Annotated in this window: 12 protein-coding genes; 8 read left to right on the top strand and 4 right to left on the bottom strand. The window is 67.3% G+C overall.

Annotated features, from left to right (window positions below; translation table 11 throughout):
- The first annotated feature begins 9 nt into the window (after positions 1–9).
- The 6 genes from FD678_RS09015 to FD678_RS08990 all read left to right on the top strand — a co-directional run bounded on the left by FD678_RS09015 (position 10) and on the right by FD678_RS08990 (position 8,944).
- Positions 10–930, top strand: coding sequence for a phosphoglycerate mutase (locus tag FD678_RS09015; protein WP_140721622.1), 921 nt, complete (start codon positions 10–12; stop codon positions 928–930).
- A gap of 8 nt (positions 931–938) precedes the next feature.
- Complete coding sequence (gene recJ, locus FD678_RS09010) at positions 939–2,654, top strand: single-stranded-DNA-specific exonuclease RecJ (RefSeq protein WP_372237527.1); 1,716 nt, start codon at positions 939–941, stop codon at positions 2,652–2,654.
- A gap of 143 nt (positions 2,655–2,797) precedes the next feature.
- A protein-coding gene (gene prfB, locus FD678_RS09005; RefSeq protein WP_140721615.1) for a peptide chain release factor 2 occupies positions 2,798–3,923 on the top strand; the annotation gives its coding sequence in 2 pieces (ribosomal slippage) (positions 2,798–2,872 and positions 2,874–3,923; 1,125 coding nt in all).
- 73 nt (positions 3,924–3,996) lie between these two features.
- Positions 3,997–5,511 carry a lysine--tRNA ligase gene (lysS, locus tag FD678_RS09000; RefSeq protein WP_140721611.1) on the top strand — a complete coding sequence of 505 codons (1,515 nt, stop codon included), beginning with the start codon at positions 3,997–3,999 and terminating at the stop codon, positions 5,509–5,511.
- Between the two features lie 213 nt (positions 5,512–5,724).
- Entirely contained in the window at positions 5,725–6,771 is a 1,047-nt protein-coding gene (locus FD678_RS08995; protein WP_256661898.1) for a response regulator, read from the top strand.
- Positions 6,772–6,775: 4 nt separating this feature from the next.
- Positions 6,776–8,944: an ATP-binding protein gene (locus tag FD678_RS08990; RefSeq protein WP_140721989.1), complete on the top strand. Its 2,169-nt coding sequence runs from the start codon at positions 6,776–6,778 to the stop codon at positions 8,942–8,944.
- A gap of 9 nt (positions 8,945–8,953) precedes the next feature.
- Here the strand turns inward: FD678_RS08990 and FD678_RS08985 are convergent, their stop codons facing one another.
- The 4 genes from FD678_RS08985 to FD678_RS08970 all read right to left on the bottom strand — a co-directional run bounded on the left by FD678_RS08985 (position 8,954) and on the right by FD678_RS08970 (position 15,681).
- Positions 8,954–9,823: a crotonase/enoyl-CoA hydratase family protein gene (locus FD678_RS08985; protein WP_140721605.1), complete on the bottom strand. Its 870-nt coding sequence runs from the start codon at positions 9,821–9,823 to the stop codon at positions 8,954–8,956.
- Positions 9,824–9,996: 173 nt separating this feature from the next.
- A complete protein-coding gene (locus FD678_RS08980; RefSeq protein ID WP_140721602.1) occupies positions 9,997–11,679 on the bottom strand; it encodes a long-chain fatty acid--CoA ligase in 1,683 nt (560 codons plus the stop codon).
- A 186-nt stretch (positions 11,680–11,865) separates the two neighbouring features.
- The gene (acnA, locus tag FD678_RS08975) at positions 11,866–14,622 is read right to left on the bottom strand and encodes an aconitate hydratase AcnA (RefSeq protein ID WP_140721599.1); all 2,757 of its coding nucleotides are present in this window, start codon (positions 14,620–14,622) and stop codon (positions 11,866–11,868) included.
- A 162-nt stretch (positions 14,623–14,784) separates the two neighbouring features.
- On the bottom strand, positions 14,785–15,681 hold the full coding sequence (locus tag FD678_RS08970) for a LysR family transcriptional regulator (protein WP_218569620.1): 897 nt from the start codon (positions 15,679–15,681) through the stop codon (positions 14,785–14,787).
- Positions 15,682–15,807: 126 nt separating this feature from the next.
- Between FD678_RS08970 and FD678_RS08965 the strand changes: the two genes are divergently transcribed.
- Both FD678_RS08965 and FD678_RS08960 read left to right on the top strand, forming a co-directional pair.
- The gene (locus FD678_RS08965; protein ID WP_218569619.1) at positions 15,808–16,902 is read left to right on the top strand and encodes a 4-oxalomesaconate tautomerase; all 1,095 of its coding nucleotides are present in this window, start codon (positions 15,808–15,810) and stop codon (positions 16,900–16,902) included.
- Positions 16,903–16,974: 72 nt separating this feature from the next.
- A complete protein-coding gene (locus FD678_RS08960; RefSeq protein WP_140721589.1) occupies positions 16,975–18,021 on the top strand; it encodes an ABC transporter substrate-binding protein in 1,047 nt (348 codons plus the stop codon).
- Positions 18,022–18,023: the final 2 nt, after the last annotated feature.

Raw genomic sequence — 18,023 nt, 5'->3', positions numbered from 1 at the left:
GGGCCCCTGGTGACCACGGCGACGCTGCTGTTGCCGGAACGCGGGCGGCTGGCCGGTGCCGCGCTGGCCGACCCGGTCGCGCGCGCGCTCGGGCACGCCGATCGCGATACGCGCGAGAGCGGGGAAACGCCGCAGCTGCGCCGCCACTTCCGGCTGGTGCCCGGGCACTGGCCGGTCGCGGCGCTCACCCGCCAGCTGGACGTCGGCGACGCCTCCGGGGCCACCTGGGTGCGCGCTGACCCCGCCTACGTGGTGCCCGACATGCAGGGCGCGCGGATGATGGCGTATGGCGAGGCGCTCGGCCTGGACCAGGACGACGTCGCCGCCTTGCTGCCGTCGCTCAAGCCGATGTTCGGCGATGCCGGCTTCCTGCTGGATGCGCCGGTGCCGTCGCGCTGGTACCTGCGGCTGTCGCCCGAGGCGAGGCTGCCGAACTTCGACGAGCCGGGCGAGGTGCTCGGCGACGACCTGTTCGACCACCTGCCGGAAGGGGAGCACGGCCGCCGCTGGCGCGCGTTGCTGACCGAGGCCCAGGTCCTGCTGCACCAGCATCCGTGGAACCGCGAGCGCTCCGCCCGCGGCAAGCCGGCGATCAACTCGCTGTGGTTCTGGGGCGGCGGCGTGTATCCGCAGGCCGTCAGTTCCCCGCATGCTCAGGTCCGCAGCCGCGAATCGCTGCTGAGGGCGTTGGCCAAGGCCAGCGGCACCGATGCCGAGGGCGAGCGGCAGGTCGACGCGCTGATCGACCTGCGCCAGCTGCGCTCGCTCGAACAGTTCTCCACCGACGTGATCGCGCCGCTGCTCGCCGCCATGCGGCGCGGCGAGCTGGACCGGCTGCTGCTCGATTTCCAGGACGGCGCGCAGTTCGCGCTGGAACGACGCCATCGCTGGCGGTTCTGGCGCAAGCCTTTGCTCCAGCTCGCCGGATGAATCGTCCATTGCGGATCGTGCGGCGGCCGCCCGGGGAACCCGGGAACTGGCCCGACGGGATGCTGCCGTTGTTGCGGCGCCTGTACGCCGCGCGCGGGGCGGTGTGCCTGGAGCAGGCGCAGCCGCGGCTGGCGCAGCTGCATGCCCCCGCCGGCCTGGCCAACATCGACCGGGCGGTGGACCTGCTGGCGGATGCCATCGGCGCCGGGCGCCGCATCCTGGTGGTGGGCGATTTCGATTGCGACGGCGCGACCGCCTGCGCCGTCGCGGTCCGCGGTTTGCGCCTGCTGGGCGCCGCCGAGGTGATGCACGCGGTGCCGAACCGCATCGTGCACGGCTATGGCCTGTCGCCGGCGCTGGTTGAAGAACTGGCGCCGCTGCGCCCGGACCTGCTGGTCACGGTCGATCACGGCGTGGCCTGCCACGCGGGCGTCGCCGCGGCCAAGGCACTGGGCTGGAAGGTGCTGGTGACCGACCATCATCTCCCGGGCGAGCGGCTCCCGCCGGCCGATGTCATCGTCGATCCCAATCTCGACGGCGATGGCTTTCCCAGCAAGGCGCTGGCGGGCGTCGGCGTGATCTTCTACGTCTTGATGGCGCTGCGCGCGCGCCTGCGCGAGTCGGGGGCGTTCGCCGGCAATGGGCCGGACCTGTCGGTGCTGCTCGACCTGGTGGCCGTCGGCACGGTCGCCGACCTGGTGGCGCTGGACGTCAACAACCGCGCGTTGGTCGCCGCGGGATTGCGCCGCCTCCGGCAAGGGCAGGGTTGCGTCGGGCTGCGGGCGCTGATCGAGGCCAGCGGCCGCGACGCTTCGCGGCTGACCGCCAGCGACATCGGCTATGCGCTGGGGCCGCGCCTGAACGCCGCGGGCCGGCTGGAAGACATGGCGCTCGGCATCGAGCTGTTGCTGACCGAAGACGCCACGCAGGCGCGCGAGATCGCCGCGATGCTCGAGGAGATCAACGCCGAGCGGCGTGCCGTCCAGCAGTTGATGACCGACGACGCCGAGTCCGCGGTCGCGCGCGCGTTGCTGGCGGCCGGCGATGGCTCGCCGCCCCTGGCGGCCTGCCTGTTCGATGCCGAATGGCATCCCGGCGTGGTCGGGCTGGTGGCTTCGAGGATGAAGGATCGCCTGCACCGACCGGTGATCGCCTTCGCCCCGGCCGAGCCCGGGAGCGACCAACTGCGCGGTTCGGCCCGCTCGATCCCCGGCCTGCACATCCGCGATGCGCTGGCCGCGGTGGATGCCGCATGCCCAGGCTTGATCGGCAAGTTCGGCGGCCATGCCATGGCGGCCGGGTTGAGCTTGTCGCGCGATGCGTTGCCCGCCTTCGAGACGGCGCTGCTGGCGCACCTCGAAACCAGCCTCGACCGCGCCTTGCTGCAGGCCGAGCTGCACAGCGACGGCGAGCTGGCGCCGCACGAACTGGACTACGCCCATGCCGAAGCGCTGCGGATGGCCGGGCCGTGGGGGCAGGGATTCCCGGAGCCGTTGTTCGACGGCGAGTTCGAGGTGGCGCAGTGGCGCCTGTTGAAGGAGCGCCACCTCAAGCTGAACCTGCGATGCCCGGGCCGGGCGGAGCCGTTGAACGCGATCCACTTCAACGGCTGGTCCGGGCGTGAACCCGGCCGCCGCGTCCGGCTCGCCTACAGGCTGGTCGGCGACGACTATCGCGGCGGCGAGGCGATCCAGCTGATCGTGGAGCATTGCGAACCGGCTTGATGCGGCTCGGTGCCCGCGGCTCGACATCGCTGACCAGCGAAGGCAGCGCGCAGCGCTGCGATCCCGTCGGGCCGGCACCCGCCCGCGCTGCGCCCGGATAGGGCGCTTGCTACAATTGCGCTCTTGTCTGCAGGAATACCGACATGATCGAAACCAATCCGATCCGCCAGCGAATCGCCGATCTGAACGATCGCGTGGTCTCGCTCAGGGGGTATCTTTGACTACGACGCCAAGAAAGAGCGTCTCGAAGAAGTGACCCGGGAGCTGGAAAGCCCCGATATCTGGAACAACCCCGAATACGCCCAGCAGCTCGGCCGCGAACGTTCGCTGCTGGACAAGACCGTGGGCGGCATCGCCTCGGTGCTGGACGGCCTGGCCGAGAGCGGGGAACTGCTGGACCTGGCCGAAAGCGAGCAGGACGAGGACACCGCGCAGGCGGTGGTCGCCGACCTGGACAAGTACCAGTCCCAAGTCGAGAAGCTGGAGTTCCAGCGCATGTTCTCCGGCAAGATGGACGGCGCCAACGCGTTCGTCGACATCCAGGCCGGCGCCGGCGGCACCGAGGCGCAGGACTGGGCCGAAATGCTGCTGCGCATGTACCTGCGCTGGGCCGAAGGCCGCGGCTGGAAGACCGAGCTGCTGGAAGTCTCCGGCGGCGAAGTGGCGGGCATCAAGTCGGCCACGTTCCGCGTGGAAGGCGATTTCGCCTATGGCTGGCTGAAGACCGAGATCGGCGTGCACCGGCTGGTGCGCAAGAGCCCGTTCGATTCGGACAACCGCCGCCACACCAGCTTCACCTCGGTGTTCGTCTCGCCCGAGGTCGACGACGACATCGACATCGAGATCAATCCGGCCGACCTGAAGACCGACGTGTACCGCTCCAGCGGCGCCGGCGGCCAGCACGTCAACAAGACCGAGTCGGCGGTGCGCATCACCCACGTGCCCTCGGGCGTGGTGGTGGCCTGCCAGACCGAGCGCAGCCAGCATGCCAACCGCGACCGCGCGATGAAGATGCTGAAGGCCAAGCTGTACGAAATCGAGCTGCAGAAGCGCAACGCCGAGAAGGACGCGCTGGAAGCGTCCAAGTCCGACATCGGCTGGGGCAGCCAGATCCGTAACTACGTGCTGGACCAGAGCCGGATCAAGGACCTGCGCACCGGCATCGAGCGCAGCGATACCCAGAAGGTGCTCGACGGCGACCTGGACGAATTCGTCGAGGCCAGCCTGAAGGCCGGCCTGGAGGCCGGCGCCAAGCGCGTGGACGCATAATCCGTCGCCACCCCCTTGCGGGAGGGACCGGAGTCCCTCCCGCGGAAATCCCCCCGTTACCGAACATCCCGCCATGACCGACCAGACCGCCACGCCCACGCCTGCCGACGAGAACAGCCTGATCGCCGAGCGCCGCGCGAAACTCAAGGCGTTGCGCGAGCAGGGCATCGCCTATCCGAACGATTTCAAGCGCGAGCAGTTCGCCGGCGACCTGCAGGCCGAGTTCGGCGACCCCGGGGCCTGGACCGCCGAGGCGCTGGAAGGGCTGGACCGCCACGTGAAGCTGGCCGGCCGGCTGATGGCCAAGCGGGTGATGGGCAAGGCCAGCTTCGCCCAGATCCAGGACGAGTCCGGCCGTATTCAGGTGTTCCTGCAGGCCAACGCGCTGGGCGAGGCCTACGATGCGTTCAAGGGCTGGGACGTGGGCGACATCATCGCGGTCGAGGGCGGCCTGACCCGCACCCGCACCGGCGAGCTGTCGGTGAAGGCGGCCAGGCTGCGCCTGCTGACCAAGTCGCTGCGTCCGCTGCCCGACAAGTGGCACGGGCTATCGGACGTGGAGCAGCGCTATCGCCAGCGCTACGTCGACCTGATCGTCACCCCGGAAGCGCGCGAGGTCTTCATCAAGCGCTCCAAGATCATCCGCGCGATCCGCTCGTGGCTGGACGCGCGCGGCTTCCTGGAGGTCGAGACGCCGATGATGCACTACATCCCCGGCGGCGCGACGGCCAAGCCGTTCATCACCCACCACAACGCGCTGGACCTGCAGCTGTACCTGCGCGTGGCGCCGGAGCTGTACCTCAAGCGGCTGGTGGTCGGCGGGCTGGAGCGCGTCTACGAGATCAACCGCAATTTCCGCAACGAGGGCGTCTCCACCCGCCACAACCCGGAATTCACCATGCTCGAGCTGTACGAGGCCTACGCCACGTACCACGAGGTGATGGACCTGACCGAGAGCGTGATCCGCGATGCCGCGCAGTCCGTGCTCGGCACCGCCGAGGTGGAGTGGGACGGCGCGAAGATCGACCTGGGCCCGGCGTTCCGCCGTTGGCGCATGGACGAGGCGGTTCGCCACCACAACCCGGAGATCTCCGAGGCCGACTGCACCGACCGCGATGCGCTGCTGCGCCATTGCGAGCGCCTGAAGATCAAGGTCAAGCCGTCCTACGGCTGGGGCAAGCTGCTGCTGGAGATCTTCGAGGCCACGGTCGAGCACACCCTGGTGCAGCCGACCTTCATCACCGACCATCCGGTCGAGGTTTCGCCGCTGGCGCGCGCCAGCGATACCGAACCGGGCTATACCGACCGCTTCGAGCTGTTCGTCAACGGCAAGGAGTTCGCCAACGGCTTCTCCGAGCTCAACGATCCCGAGGACCAGGCCGCCCGTTTCCAGAAGCAGGTCGAGGCGAAGGAGGGAGGCGACGACGAGGCCATGCACTTCGACGCCGACTACATCCGTGCGCTGGAGTACGGCATGGCGCCCACCGGCGGCCTGGGCATCGGCATCGACCGCCTGGTGATGCTGCTGACCGGCAGCACCTCGATCCGCGACGTGCTGCTGTTTCCCTACATGCGTCCCGAAAACTGACCCGGGAGGCGGCAGCGCTCTATGCTGTCGCCCCGTTTCCTGCCTATGCTTGGCATGGCGGCCCCGGGGTGGCCGTCCCGCTACGGCCGGCGCCCGGGCCTATGCTCCTGATTGGAGGGAATGGTCATGCCTGATACGGCAGTTCATGCTCGCGGCGCTCCGGTTGCCGCGCATCCTTCGTGGCACACCAGGACGGATGCCGGTTTGAACATCGTGATCGTCGATGACCAGACCTCAGCGCGCACGATGCTGCGGCACGTCATCGAGGACATCGCCCCGGAGCTGCGGGTGTACGACTTCGGCGATCCCCTGGCCGCGCTTTCCTGGTGCGAGAGCGGCCGGGTCGACCTGCTCCTGCTGGACTACCGCATGCCAGCGATGGACGGGCTGGAATTCGCGCGCCGGTTGCGCCGGCTGCCGAGCCACCGCGACATCCCCATCATCCTGATCACCGTGGTCGGCGACGAACCGGTGCGGCAGGCGGCGCTGGAGGCCGGCGTGATCGACTTCCTGGTCAAGCCGATCCGCCCCCGCGAACTGCGCGCCCGCTGCACCAACCTGCTGCAGTTGCGCCAGCAGAGCGAGAGCATCAAGCAACGGGCGCTGTCGCTGGAGCAACGATTGCTGGCCAGCATCAACGAGGTCGAGGAACGCGAGCGCGAGACGCTGTCGCGCCTGGCGCGCGCGATCGAGTACCGCGATGCCGGCACCAGCGCCTACCTGGAGCGGATGGCGCATATCGCCGGCCTCATCGCCGAGCAGATGGGCCTGTCGGAGGACGAGGTGCGCCTGATCGAGATGGCCGCGCCCTTGCACGACATCGGCAAGATCGCGATCCCCGACGCGGTGCTGCTCAAGCAGGGCAAGTTGACCGAGGACGAGATGGCGGTCATGCGCCGGCACCCGCGGATCGGCTACGAATTGCTCAGCGGCAGCCAGAACCGCTTCATCCAGGTCGCGGCCCTGATCGCGCTGCGGCACCACGAGCGCTACGACGGCAGCGGCTATCCAGACGGACTGATCGGCGAGGCGATCCCGCTCGAGGCGCGCGTCGTGGCCGTCGCGGACGTCTGCGACGCGCTGCTGTCTCCGCGTCCCTACAAGGAGGCATGGACCATGGACGCGACCCTGGCGTACCTGTATGCGCAGCGCGGCCGGCTGTTCGACCCGCGCTGCGTCGACGCGCTGGTGCGTTCCCGTCCCGCGCTGGAGCGGATCTGCGAGAAGTTCTCCAAGGCCTCGGAACGGCCGGGAGCGTGAGGTGATGGTCGCGGTACTTGATGTGGTGCGGCGCAGGCTGGCCAAGCGGCCGGATAGCGAGCATGCGCAGAATTTCATCCGCATCATCATCACGACATTGTTCATCGCCTACCTGGGATGGCATTACTTCCATCAGGACCATGACGACACCCTGCTGGCGACATGGCTGATCCTGATTTTTGAATTGTCGGTGGCATTGTCATTGGCCGTGGCCATTCTGCTTAAGCCCCACGCGTCGGCGACCCGGCGTGCCATCGGGATGCTTACCGATTACGGCTGCATGGGGGCCGTGATGGCCATCCAGGGGGAGCCTGCTGCGCCGCTGTACGCGGTATGCATGTGGGTGACGATCGGAAATGGGATGCGCTACGGCAACCATTACTTGCGCATAGCCACAGCGATGGGATGTGCTTCCTTTCTCGCGGCGATCCTGATTTCACCCTATTGGCAGCGGAACCAGTACCTCGCATGGGGCTTGCTGATAGGCCTGGCGGCAATCCCGCTGTACTTCGATTCGCTGTTGCATGCTCTCACGCGCGCGGTCAGCGAGGCTCGCCATGCCAATGAGGCCAAGAGCCGCTTTCTGGCAAACATGAGCCACGAGTTCCGCACGCCCCTCAACGGCTTGTCGGGGATGACGGAGGTGCTCGCCACCACGCCGCTGGACGCGGAGCAACGCGAATGCCTCAATACCATCCAGGCTTCGGCGAGAAGCCTGTTGTCGCTTGTCGAGGAGGTGCTGGACATCTCCGCGATCGAGGCGGGCAAGGTCCGTGTCGACAAGGAAAATTTCTCGCTACGGGAACTGATCGATGCGATCGGGATGATCCTGCAGCCTCAGGCGCGCAAGAAGGGGCTGAATTATCGAGTCGATATTGGCCAGGAGATACCGGATCGGTTGTTTGGTGACCCCGGTCATTTGCGCCAGATACTTTTGAATCTGGTCGGCAATGCGGTCAAGTTCACGGATGAAGGCTATGTACAGCTGCGCTTGACCCAACTGTCGCCGCAGGGTCGCGAGGGAGTCGTCATCCGTTTCGAGATCATCGATACCGGTATCGGCATCCCGAACGATCTTCGCCCGCGGCTGTTCGATGCGTTTGAGCAGGCCGACGTGGGCCTGGCAAGGCGGCATGAAGGTACCGGTCTAGGCACGACAATTGCCAAGGGCCTGGTCGAATCCATGGGCGGCCAGATCGGTTTCCATGACAACCCAGTGCGGGGGACCCTGTTCTGGTTTGAGCTTCCGCTCGAGTTGGGCGACCCCGTCAGCCCGCCGGTTGCTGCAAGCGATACGAAGATGGATGAAGCGTCCAATGTGATCGCTTTCTCCAACCCGTTCCTGCGTCATCGCGCGCGGGTGCGAAGCATGCGGATTCTGGTCGCCGACGATCACGAGGCCAATCGCATGGTGCTGCACCGCTTGCTGGAGAAGGCTGGGCACAAGGGTGTTTGCGTAAACGGCGCCGAAGAGGTCTTGGATCAGCTGGATAGGTCGCAGTACGACGCGGTGATCGTTGACCTGCATATGCCGGGCATGAGCGGCCTGGACATGCTTAAGCAGCTGAGAGTGCTGCAGGCATCCGGCATGCCTTATGTTCCGGTGATGGTGCTCAGTGCCGACGTTACCCCGGATTCGATCCGGGCCTGCGAGCAGGCAGGCGCCTATGCTTTCCTTGCCAAGCCGGTCGTGGCCGCCCGCCTGCTCGATATCCTGGCGGATATCGCAGCGGATGGGCGTTTCGTTCCCAATGGCAATCGTGCAATCGTCACGGCCGCGGCGCCAGTTGTCGATGGCGTACTCGATCCCGGCGTGTTGGATGAGCTTGCCGAGCTCGGCATGGGAGACGCTTTCGAGGAGCAGTTCATCAGGCAGTGCCTTAGCGATGCGCAGAACTGCATGGCAGGCATCAATGAAAGCGGAGGGCAGCACCGATGGGACGGGTTGCGTGAGCATGCGCATGCATTGCGCGGTGTCGCCAGCAACCTCGGCCTGGTCCGGGTGGCGACTGCCGCCGGCGAGATGATGTGGCTGGCCGACTGGCAGCTCAAGGCGGACTGGGAGGCCCACTATGCGGTGCTTCAAGACCAACTTGTACAGGGAAAGGCCGCACTCGAAGCCCGTTCGATTTCCCGACGAATACGCGACGACGAGTGCACCCCTGGTTCATAGATACTTGATTTAGGCGATATCGCCGCCGCTGCGACGAGTTTGCGCCCGCACCAGTCGTTCCATCGTGCGCAATGATTTATCGCCGAGCTGCATGGCCGTATCCACCCATATCTCGGTGATCCGCATCATCTCCTCGATCGGCACCTCGGTGGTCGCCTTGCGGACTTGCTGCATCGCGGCCCACGCGTGCGGAATCCGGCGGCTGTCGCGGATCACCTGTTCCACCGCAGCAATGCCTTGCCCGCGGGGGACGACGACGTCGACCAGCCCCATCTCTTTGAGCTGCTCGGCGCTATAGAGGTTGCCCTCGAGCATGATGCGTTCGGCGAGCCGCGGGCTGACGCGTTGGCACATGAACGAATAGGCGCCCATGCCCGGGAACAGGTCGAACAGCACCTCCGGCAGGCCCATCATGACGCCTTCCTCGGCCACGATGGTATGGCAGCTCAATGCGGCCTCGAAGCCGCCACCCAATGCGTTCCCTTGGACCAGGGCGATGCTGTGAGCGCGCACTCCGAGCCCCGCATGGAAGGTATGTACGCCCCTTACGCAGCGCTGGGCGTAGTCGAGCAGGCGCTCGCGGTCACCCGCTTTGATCAGGCGGCAAAAGAGATCCAGGTCTCCGCCGAGATTGAACACGTCGCTGTCCGAGGCCAATACCACATGGGGCGAGACCGCGCCGGAGGAGGCGAGCTTTCGGCTCAGTTGCTGCTGATAATCGACGATGTCGTTAACCAGGCGCGACGAAAAGCAGGGCCGTCCTTGCTCGATCGCCAGGTTGGCGTGCATGTGGATCCAATAGACGTCGCGTTCGGCTTCTTCGATGACGCGCAGCGTGTCGTGGCTGTGTGCGATGGGAAACGGATGGACTGCTGACATGAGATTCTCCGTGATGACCGTCCGGCCGGCCGCGTTGCGGACGGAGAAATGGGAGCGTGAGAGGGAGATGCGCCGACGCCTCCGATTCTATGCGCGTAAAACCAAAACGCCCGCTGGACCATAGGTCAGCGGGCGTCCTGGCAGCCCCAGCGGGGGGCGGGATGCTTGTCGCGTCAGGATTTTGGCGCGTCCCGCAGCTCCCGCCTCAGGATCTTGCCGACGTTGGTCTTGGGCAGCTCCTTGCGGAATTCGACGATCCGCGGGTGCTTGTAGCCGGTCAGGTTGGCACGGGCGTGTTCCTTGACCTGCTCGGCGGTCAGGTTCGGGTCCTTCTTGACGATGACGACCTTGACCACCTCGCCGGACTTCTCGTCGGGGACGCCGACCGCCGCCACCTCGGCGACGCCGGGCATCATCGCGATGACGTCCTCGATCTCGTTGGGATAAACGTTGAAACCGGACACCAGGATCATGTCCTTCTTGCGGTCGACGATGTAGAAGAAGCCTTTCTCGTCCATCCGGGCGATGTCGCCGGTGTGCAGCCAGCCGTCGGCATCGATGGCCTTGGCGGTCTCCTCGGGACGGTGCCAGTAGCCCTTCATGACCTGGGGTCCCTTGATGCACAGCTCGCCGGTCTCGCCTGCCGGCAACTGGTTGCCGGCGTCGTCCTTGATGCAGGCATCGGTGGAGGGGACCGGCAGGCCGATGGAGCCGTTGTACTCGGGCAGGTCGGGCGGGTTGATGCAGGCCGCCGGCGAGGTCTCGGTCAGGCCGTAGGCTTCGACGAGGGTGCAGCCGGTGACTTTCTTCCAGCGCTCGGCGACCGAACGCTGCACGGCCATGCCGCCGCCCAGGGTCATCTTCAGCGAGGAGAAGTCGAGCTGCTCGAAGCCGGGGGTGTTGAGCAGGCCGTTGAACAGGGTGTTGACGCCGGTGATGGCGCTGAAGCGGATGCCCTTGAGCTCCTTGACGAAGCCGGGCATGTCGCGCGGATTGCTGATCAGGTGGTTGCAGCCGCCGAGCTTCATGAAGACCAGGCAGTTCGCGGTGAGCGCGAAGATGTGGTACAGCGGCAGCGCGGTGACCACCGTCTCCTGGCCTTCCTGCAGCTTGCCGTCGGAGGCGACCCAGGTGTGCGCCTGCTGCATGTTCGCGACCAGGTTGCGGTGGGTCAGCATCGCGCCCTTGGCCACGCCGGTGGTGCCGCCCGTGTACTGCAGGAAGGCGATGTCGTCGCTGGAGACGTCCAGCGACGGCAACGCGTGCCGGCTGCCGAGCGAGAGCGCTTCGCGGAAGCGGATGGCGCCGGCGATCCGGTACTCCGGCACCAGCTTCTTGACGTACTTGACGACGAAGTTGACCAGGTTGCCCTTGGGGAAGCCGAGCATGTCGCCCAGGCCGGTCGTGATCACCTGGCGGACCGCCGTGCCTTCCAGCGACTCGGCCACGGTGTTGCCGAAGTTGTCGATGGCGACCAGCACGCAGGCGCCGGAGTCGACCAACTGGTGCCTGAGCTCGCGGGCGGTATAGAGCGGGTTGACGTTCACCACCGTCAGGCCGGCCTTGAGGATGCCGAAGGTGGCGACCGGGTACTGCAGGCAGTTGGGCATCATCACCGCGACGCGGTCGCCCTTCTTGAGCTTCAGTTCGCCCAGCAGGTAGGCGGCGAACCGGGTCGCCAGCGCGTCGGTCTCGCCGTAGGTCAGGGTCTTGCCGAAGCTGGTGTAGGCCGGGCGATCGCGGTACTTGGCGACGGACGATGCGAAGACGTCCGCGACCGTCCGGAACTCGTGGACATCGATTTCCGCGGGCACTCCCGCCGGATAGCTCTGCAGCCAAGGACGCGCCTGAGACATTCTGCCCCCCTCCAGGGATGTTGGTCGCACCGGAAACGTCCCGGCGCTCTGGCGGGCAGGATACCGTCCCGAATGGAAAAGGCGAAGCGGGGAAACCGGCCGGCGACGCGGGAACGGCTCCGGTCGCGACGGGCTTTGCCGGGAAGGCCCGTCGCGGCCGGAGCCGCTCCCGCAGCAGCGGGACGGCTAGGCCGCCTTCTTCGACGCCAGCTGGCGCAGCACGTACTGCAGCAGGCCGCCGTGCTTGAAGTACTCCACTTCCTTCGGGGTCAGCAGCAGCACCTTGACTTCGAATTCCTTGGTGGTGCCGTCGGCCTTCCTCGCCGTCACCCTGGCGCGCTTGCTCGCGCCGTCCTGCAGGCCGGTGACGTCGAAGACCTCCGAACCGTCCAGGCCCAGGGACTGCGCGTTCTGGCCGTCCAGGAACTGCAACGGCAGCACGCCCATGCCGACCAGGTTGGAGCGGTGGATGCGCTCGAAGCTCTCGGCGATCACGGCCTTGACCCCGAGCAGGTTGGTGCCCTTGGCCGCCCAGTCGCGCGAGGAGCCGGTGCCGTATTCCTTGCCGGCGATCACCACCAGCGGCACGCCGTCGGCCTTGTACTTCATGGCCGCGTCGTAGATCGACATCTTCTCCGGCGGCGTGCTGCCGAAGTACAGGGTGTTGCCGCCTTCCTCGCCGCCGAACATCAGGTTCTTGATGCGGATGTTGGCGAAGGTGCCGCGCACCATGACGTCGTCGTTGCCGCGCCGGCTGCCGTAGCTGTTGAAGTCGGCCGGCTGCACGCCGCGCGACTGCAGGAAGCGGCCCGCCGGGGAGTCCTTCTTGATGTTGCCAGCCGGGGAGATGTGGTCGGTGGTGATCGAGTCGCCGAACAGGCCCAGCACGCGCGCGCCGTGCACGTCGTCGACGTGGCCCACCTGCATGGTCATGCCTTCGAAGTAGGGCGGGTTCTTGATGTAGGTGGAGGCCGCATCCCACTCGTACAGTTCGCCGTCGGGCGAGGCGATGGTATTCCAGCGGGTGTCGCCCTTGAACACGTCGGCGTAGTTCTGCTTGAACATCTCCGGCCCGATGGTGGCGGCGATGACGTCGCCGATCTCCTTGTTGCTGGGCCAGATGTCCCTCAGGTACACCGGCTGGCCGTCGCTGCCGGTGCCGAGCGGCTCGCGGGTCAGGTCGATGTCGGTGGTGCCGGCCAGCGCGTAGGCGACCACCAGCGGCGGGGAGGCCAGGTAGTTCATCTTGACCTCGGGGTGCACGCGGCCCTCGAAGTTGCGGTTGCCGGACAGCACCGAGGTCACCACCAGGTCGCCCATGGCGATGCCCGCGCTGACCTCGGTGGGCAGCGGGCCGGAGTTGCCGATGCAGGTGGTGCAGCCGTAGCCGACCACGTAGAAGCCGACCTTCTCCAGGTCGTCGAGGACGCCGGCCTTCTGCAGGTAGTCGGTGACCACGCGCGAGCCCGGCCCCAGCGAGGTCTTCACCCACGGCTGGCGGTTCAGGCCCCTGGCCGCGGCGTTGCGGGCCAGCAGGCCGGCACCGATCATCACCGCCGGGTTGGAGGTGTTGGTGCACGAGGTGATCGCGGCGATCACCACGGCGCCGTCCTTGAGCCTTACCTTCTTGCCCTCGATCTCGATGTCGGCATAGCCCTTGGCGAGCTGCTCGTTGCCGACCGCCGCGCCGCCGCCCTCGGCGACGAACCGGCCGACGTCGTCGCTGCGCTTGTCGCGGTTGGCGGTGAGCCCCGCCAGCGCCTCGCGGTAGTTCTTCTGCACGTCCTCGAGCAGCACGCGGTCCTGCGGGCGCTTGGGGCCGGCCAGCGACGGGCGCACGTCGCCCATGTCCAGCTCCAGCGTGGCGCTGTACTGCGCATGCGGGCTGCCCGGCTCGTGCCACAGGCCCTGCGCCTTGGCGTAGGCCTCGACCAGCGCGATCTGCTCCTCGCTGCGGCCGGACAGGCGCAGGTAGCTAAGCGACTCGGCGTCGATCGGGAAGATGCCGCAGGTGGCGCCGTATTCCGGGGCCATGTTGCCGATGGTGGCGCGGTCGGCCAGCGGCAGGTGCTGCAGGCCGTCGCCGTAGAACTCGACGAACTTGCCGACCACGCCGAGCTTGCGCAGCATCTGGGTGACGGTCAGCACCAGGTCGGTGGCGGTGGCGCCCTCGGGCAGCTTGCCGGTGAGCTTGAAGCCGACCACCTGCGGGATCAGCATCGAGGACGGCTGGCCGAGCATGGCGGCTTCCGCCTCGATGCCGCCGACGCCCCAGCCGAGCACGCCGATGCCGTTGATCATCGTGGTGTGCGAGTCGGTGCCGAACACGGTGTCGGGATAGGCGATGGCCTGGCCGTCCTTCTCCGCGGTCATCACCACGCGGGCCAGGTTCTCCAGGTTGACCTGGTGGACGATGCCGGTGTTCGGCGGTACCACCTTGAAGTTGTCGAAGGCCTTCTGGCCCCAGCGCAGGAAGCCGTAGCGCTCCTTGTTGCGCTGGAACTCGATCTGGCCGTTGAGGTCGAGCGCGTCGGGCTTGCCGAACACGTCGACCTGCACCGAGTGGTCGATCACCAGCTCGGAGGGAATCTGCGGGTTGATCTGGCCGGCCGCGCCGCCGAGCTTGACCACCGCGTCGCGCATCGCCGCGAGGTCGACCACGCAGGGCACGCCGGTGAAGTCCTGCAGCACCACGCGCGCGGGCATGAACGCGATCTCGGTGTCGGGCTCGGCCTTGGGATCCCACTTGGCCACCGCCTCGATGTGCTCCTTGCCGACGGTGATGCCGCCGTCCTCGTTCCGGAGCAGGTTCTCCAGCAGGATCTTCATCGAGTAGGGCAGGCGGGAGATGTCGAAGCGCTGGCCCAGCTTGGGCAGGCTGTAATAGGCGTAGGTCTTGCCGCCCACGTCCAACTGGCTGCGGGTGGAGAACGAATCGCTCATGCAGTGACTCCTTTTGCGAATGGCTTGCAGTGGCCGGGGCGGGCCTGCTGGCGTTTGCCGGGAGCGTCTGTCCCCTGGCCCCGTCCAGTATGCGGGATGGCAGGCATGGCAAAGATCCGCGGCGCAGGACGCAAGGTTACATGGCTGTATGTAGTGCCGATGTCACGGCTTGTTGCGCCATTGGCTCATCAGCATCTGCAGGAAGCGCTCGGCGCTGGGCGAGAGCATGGCGCCGCGCCGGCGGACGATGCCGATGGTGCGCGAGACCACCGGGTTGCCGATGGGGCGGGTGACCAGGATCGGGTGGTCGCCGTCGGGCGTGGCCATCCGGGGCAGCACCGAGACGCCGATGCCGGCCTCGACCATGCCGAGCGAGGTCGACAGGTGGGTCACCTCGTAGTGCCAGCTCAGCTTGAGGTTCTCGCGGGCCAGCGCGCCGTCGAGCAGGGTGCGGTTGCCGCTGGTGCGGTGCACGGTGATCAGCTGGTGGCGGGCCAGGTCCGACCATTCGATCCTGCGCTTCTTCGCCAGCGGATGGTCGCGGCGGCAGGCCAGCACGAAGGGGTCCTCGGCCAGCACGTCGAAATCCAGGTTGGGGTCGTTGGCGCCCATGAAGTTGATGCCGAACTCGACTTCGCCGCGCTCGACCGCCTGCAGGCCCTCGGTAGCGGGGATGTCGAGGATGCGGAAGCGCACGTTCGGGAACGCCTCGTGGAAGCGCGCCATCACGCTGGGCAGGAAGTAGAACGCCGCGGTCGGCAGGCAGGCGATGGTGATCTGCGCGCCGCGCGTGTCGTCCTGCCCGCGCAGGGAGAACAGCGAACCGTCGAACTCCTCGAGCATGCGCCGCACCAGCGGCAGCAGGTTCTCGCCGACGGCGGTGGTGGCGACGCTGCGGGTGGTGCGCTCCAGCAAGGGCGAACCCACCGCCTGCTCCAGCTTCTGTATGCGCCGGCTCAGGGCCGGTTGGGAGACGTGCAGCGCTTCGGCGGCGCGATGGAAGCTGCGCGTCTCGGCGACGAGCAGGAAGGCACGCAGATCGAGGATTTCGCAATTAATGCTCATGACGTATCAATGAGGAAAAAATAAGCAATTCACAGATCAATCGTGTCCATGCCAGTATCGGATCACACAAGGATATTCATCCGATACAAGCATCAATCTAGCACACGTATGTCCAACGATCTGCTCAGCCTCCCGTGCGTGCTCATGCGCGGGGGAACCTCCAAGGGGCCGTTCTTCCTGGCGTCCGACCTGCCGGCCGACCCGGAGGCGCGCGACCGGTTGCTGCTGGAGGTGATGGGGTCCGGCCATCCGCTGCAGATCGACGGCATCGGCGGCGGCCATCCGCTGACCAGCAAGGTGGCGATCGTCGATCGCGCCAGCCGCGCCGATGCCGACGTCGACTACCTGTTCGCCCAGGTCTGGGTGGAACGGCAGGTCGTGGACACCACGCCCAACTGCGGCAACATGCTGGCGGCGGTCGGCCCGTACGCGATCGAGCGCGGGTTAGTGCAGGCGCGGCATCCGCGCACCGAGGTGCGCATCCACAACGTCAACACCGGCAAGCTGATCGTGGCCACGGTGGAAACGCCGCACGGCCGCGTGGCCTACCGCGGCGACACCCGCATCGCCGGTGCGCCGGGCACGGCCGCACCGGTGCACCTGGCCTTCCTCGATGCGGCCGGCGCGCTGACGGGACGGTTGCTGCCCAGCGGCCGCGCGGTGGACGAGATCGACGGCGTGCAGGCCAGCCTGGTGGACTGCGCGATGCCGATGATGCTGGTGCGCGCGGCCGACCTGGGCGTGCCCGCCGATGCGGCACCGGAGGCGCTGAACGCCGACAGCGCGCTGCTGGCGCGGCTGGAGCGCATGCGCGTGGAGGCCGGGGCCCGCATGGGCATCGCCGATGCCGGCGGCAAGGTGGTGCCCAAGCCGGTGCTGCTTTCCGAGCCGCGGCAAGGCGGGCATCTCCAGGTGCGCTACTTCATGCCGCATCGCTGCCACACGGCCCTGGCAATCACCGGGGCGGTCGGCCTGGCCACCGCCGCGGTCACGCCGGGCACGCTGGCCCACACTTTCGTCGGGTGCCTGCCGTTGCCCGGTAGCGTTACGCTCGAACATCCGAGCGGTGCCCTGGAAGTCGGCCTGAGCCGCGGTGCGGAGAACGCGCCGGTGGTCGCCAGCGTGGTGCGCACCGCCCGCCGCCTGTTCGAGGGGCGCGTGTTCGCCACCTCGCCCGTTTCCGCCGAAGCCCGCCAATGGACGTCCGCGGCATGACCTGAACCGGCCGGCCCGCGCATGGCTGCGCGAGCCGGCCGTCCACAACGCTCCACATCCTGGGAGGGATAGATGTACAAGCAGTTCTTCACCGCCATGCTGGCCGCGGCCAGCCTGTTGCTTGCCGGTTGCGGCAAGGAGGGCGCAGCGGCCGGCGGCGCCTCCGATGCACCGGTGCGCATCAGCGTCGGTTCCTACAATCTCAACAATCTCCCGTTCTTCATCGCCGACGCCAACGGTTACTTCGAGCAGGTCGGCCTGAAGGTACGCACCGAGAACTTCGCCCAGGGCGGCTCGAAGGTGCTGCAGGCGCTGGTGGCCAACTCCACGGACGTGGCGGTGGGCTTCTACGACCACACCATCCAGATGCAGGCCAAGCACAAGGACGTGACCGCGTTCGTGCTGCTCTCGCGCAATTCCGGGCTGGTGCTGGCCGGGCGCGAGAACACGAGCTTCGATCCCAAGCGGCCGGAGACGATCAAGGGGCTGAAGGTGGGCATCACCGCGCCGGGCTCGTCGTCGGACTTCTTCGTGCGCCACTACCTGGCCCGGCACGACATCCCCGAGGACAGCGTGTCGCTGATCGGCGTCGGCTCGGGCGCCGCGGCGGTGGCGGCGCTGGAGCAGGGCAAGATCGACCTGCTGGTGAACTACGACCCCGCCGCCACGCTGATCACCGAGCGCAAGGTCGGCAAGATCCTGATCGACGCGCGCAGCGACGAAGGCGCCCGCGAGGTCTACGGCGGGCTGTACCCGACCTCGGTGATGTACGCCAACCGCAGCTTCCTGGAAAAGCGCCCGGACGCGGCCGAGAAGATCGCGCGCGCCGAACAGATGGCGCTGCGCTTCATCGCCGAGCACAGCGCCAAGGAAATCGTCGACGCCTTGCCCGACGCATACGTGTCCGGCGACCGCGCGACCTATGCCCAGGCGGTCGAGAACGCCCGCGCCATCTTCACCACCGACGGCCGTTTCGACCCCGAGGACCTGAAGATCCCGCTGGCCGTGCTGCGCGAGTTCAATGCCGACGTGGCCAATGCGGACATCGACCTTTCCAAGACCTACACCAACGCCTTCGTCGAGCGCGCCAGCGCCGCGGCGACGGCCGCCAAACAGTAAGC

Source organism: Pseudomonas sp. Hp2, assembly GCF_006386585.1.
GTDB classification, from domain to species: domain Bacteria; phylum Pseudomonadota; class Gammaproteobacteria; order Xanthomonadales; family Xanthomonadaceae; genus Pseudomonas_S; species Pseudomonas_S boreopolis.
Note: the sequence above shows the minus strand (reverse complement) of the source record. Positions and strands in the feature narration are given on the sequence as shown.